Consider the following 3439-nt stretch of genomic DNA (forward strand, 5'->3'; position numbering starts at 1 on the left):
TTCATAGTAGAGCGACCTCCTGGATGATGGGTTTTTTGAGGCTATGACCTCGTGCGCAACCCCATCGTACCGAGGCGCTCGTTTTTTTGCAAAGATCAAATTATTCGTTCTACAGGAATTCTAACGGAGAACGTTGATCCAGCAGGATTAACGGCCTTTTTTGTTAAATTTCTTATTGAACAAAGGGGGCAGTTTAGTTTTAGATAAACTGTGGATTACAAATAAAGTCGTACCGTTCACAAAAAAGATGTACCATTTTACCCCTTTGGTTATGTTTAGCCAAAGGGGCGTTTTTATGTCTAAAAGAAAAAGAACATCTAAAATTGATATATGGATTAAAGAAGATCGGGGTTCTGGTATAGGTGTTGATTAACAATAAAGTCGTTTAAAAATGGACACCCAAATCCGCATTCTACCTTTTTTTAAACAACTATATTTCCAAAATGAGCATCATATGGTCTCGGCGATAACGCAAAATGAAACAACTTTATTAAAAAGAGTCAGAGTTGTTATTCGCATTAGAATCACCTTGAACAGCTCATTTTTAGATGACTTTATTGTTATCACATAGCTGAAGAGGCAAAATTAAATAAAAACTAATGGGCACAGTCGTCATCATCTTCTGAAAGTGAATATTAGTCATACTGCAACTTCATAAGCTATTAAAATGGAATACGTACTTAGTGTATTGATTACTTTTGTCATTGTGTTTTGTGTCAATTGGAATTTTTCTTTAACGAATCCAGTTGTGCATTTTCCTTTTTCAAAAGTACTTGTTAACTTATTTAATTAACCCTAATTTTGCTGCGACACTATAGCCAGATGGGCCAGATTTAAAACGATTACGAAGTTTAATAAGGTTTGGACCAAAACTGGATTCTAGCGTATCACGATGTTTTTTAAGTATTTCACATATATACAAGTCGTGAATGATGACTTCAGTAATAGGCATAACTAATCCCGGATGCATAGTCCAGGCAGCGCGGCTATCTTCACCAAGTGATACTATACCTGCAACTACCTCTCGATCATCAACGCTTAAAACAATCCAGCGCCCTCCATATTCATTTGTTATTTCTTCGCTTGCGTCATGCGGATAGACCTGTGCAAAGTCAAACACTAAATCTCCATAGGAAACAATTAAAATCTCTACTCCTCTTTTTGCTGCTGCTTGTAATTCCTTGCTTATTTTCTCAGCGTCTTCATTCCATATTTCTAATAAAATACGCCCTGTTGCTTGTTTTATTGCTTCCTTGGTTCGATTTAATATAGGTTCATAACCTGTAATGTTCCAAATGTTTTCTCTATTTAGGGACAGATAAGAGTATTGTTCTAGAGCTTCTTCAGCCACTTCAAATGAAGTTTCAGCTCTACGCTTCTTTAGATTTATTAACTCATTAGGAGGCAAGGGGGTGTATAGTGCTGGATTTTCATGACTTATCATTACTTCTCCACGCTCAACTAACCCTCCTAATACTTCATAAATTTTGGATCTAGGCACTCCTGAATTTAATGAGATTGCATATCCTGAAAGGGGTGATTTTTCTAGCAAGGCTAAATATGCTTTTGCTTCATATTCAGTAAAGTTTAAGTCTTTTAAAATTTTTATCATATCTACTTTCAAAAGCTGTTCCTCCTTGATAATACAGGGATAAAGTCAATGTATTTAAAACAAGTATACCATTATTGCACTTGACAGATACTCTTGAAAAATTATACCTTAATCTTAGTAGCTACATATGTAGCTACTAAGATTAAGGTTCAGGAGGTCTGAAATGAATATAACCCTAGAGAAATATCAACAGAATGCAAAAACAAAAAAAGGAAGCAGTATATATATATATATGCTTCTATAGTTGCCATACTTTTATGGAGTACATCGTTTGTTGGTACCAAAATAGCATATGCTTCTTTTTCACCACTTACACTAGGTGCAGCTCGTTTTGCTATAGCTGCTGTTATTTTAGGTATAATTCTTTTATTTAAAAAAGATAAAATAAAGCCACCAATTAAAGATATAGGATTAATGTCTGTTAGTGGAATATTAGGTACTACTATTTACTTTGGTTTGGAAAACATAGGAGTTGAACTAACTACAGCATCTAATGCTGCACTTATTGTAGCATCTTATCCTGCTATAACAGCGCTAATAGAGTTTCTTTTTTATAGAATAAAAATCCCTTGGATGAAGGGTCTTGGAATTATAATAGCCATGTTTGGTGTGTATCAAATATCGTATAACCCCCAAAGTCAAGAAGGCGATCAACAACTAATTGGTAATATCCTATTAATTGTTGCAGGGTTTGTTTTTGCTTTTTATAACTTTACAACCCGTATAGTCGTAAAAAAATATTCTATGATTACTTTATCTTTTTATCAAACTGTAGCAGGAGCGATTACTTTTATTCCAATAGCTTTTATAGAGAAATCTAGTTGGGAAATGCCAAGTATGGAATCCTTTCTAATGTTACTATATTTAGGAGTATTCTGTTCTGTTATAGCATTTTTATTATATAACTATGGATTACGCAAATTATCTTCTAGTTCTGCCGTTACCTTAATGAACCTCGTGCCTATTTTTGGTGTGCTATTTTCAGTAATCATTCTTCATGAAGTTGTGCGAATAAGCCAAGTTATTGGTGGAATAATTGTTATTCTGGGTGTGGTTTTAAGTGTTAGAGAAACAAATCAAAGGCAGACTAGGAGGAATAGAAAAAAGAAGGTTTACCGCCTTTGCTAGCGAATGAATGTGCTTCGCCGACAAAGACAGTTGAAGATCAAATATCCCAAGCGACTAGCTAACAATCGCGTTATAACAGGCTCTAATCAGCTATGGGAATCGGATATTAAATATGGTTGGCTCTACGGCGAGCAGCGATTCTTCTTCTTGATGAGCATCATTGATGTCTTTGATCGAGCCATCATCGCCTATCATCTTGGACTAATCTGTGAGGCCCAGCATCTTGTTCAGATCACGCAGGAAGCGCTGATGAAGCGCCGATGAAGCGCCAACTCTTTGAAAAAAAAAGATAAGCCGGTCATCCGATCAGACAACGGTCCACAGTTCATTAGTCATCGATTTGAAGAGGCGTGCGAAGAGTTTGAACTGATTCACGAGCGCATACCGCCAAAGATGCCGAATAAGAACGCTCACATCGAATCGTTTCACTCCATTCTCGAAGCCGAGTGTTATCGCCGACATGAGTTTGAGCATTGAGGATTTGAATTGGGAGAACTGTTCTGCGATTGTTAATGGTAAGGGATCAAAGCAGAGAGAAGTTTATTTCACAACGGAGTGCAAAGTGTGGCTGAAAAGTAAGCGTCAAACCGAACACACCTGTTCATATAAAGCAAAGCCTGTCACAATGAATCCATCATACAATGAGAGGATGGATTCGGATGGAAGAGACGCTGCAGGAACTATGGGTTAAACGTATCG

The 3439-nt window shown here is 36.5% G+C and carries 3 protein-coding genes; 2 read left to right on the top strand and 1 reads right to left on the bottom strand.

Annotated features, from left to right (window positions below):
- Positions 1-781: 781 nt before the first annotated feature.
- Positions 782-1624 carry a TrmB family transcriptional regulator gene (locus ACZYR9_RS27160; protein WP_488981472.1) on the bottom strand — a complete coding sequence of 281 codons (843 nt, stop codon included), beginning with the start codon at positions 1622-1624 and terminating at the stop codon, positions 782-784.
- Between the two features lie 171 nt (positions 1625-1795).
- Between ACZYR9_RS27160 and ACZYR9_RS27165 the strand changes: the two genes are divergently transcribed.
- Together ACZYR9_RS27165 and ACZYR9_RS27170 are read left to right on the top strand one after the other, a co-directional pair.
- Positions 1796-2740 carry a DMT family transporter gene (locus ACZYR9_RS27165; protein ID WP_488981474.1) on the top strand — a complete coding sequence of 315 codons (945 nt, stop codon included), beginning with the start codon at positions 1796-1798 and terminating at the stop codon, positions 2738-2740.
- Between the two features lie 276 nt (positions 2741-3016).
- On the top strand, positions 3017-3217 hold the full coding sequence (locus ACZYR9_RS27170; RefSeq protein WP_488981473.1) for a hypothetical protein: 201 nt from the start codon (positions 3017-3019) through the stop codon (positions 3215-3217).
- Positions 3218-3439: the final 222 nt, after the last annotated feature.

It is taken from the genome of Paenibacillus sp. F024 (genome assembly GCF_057814255.1).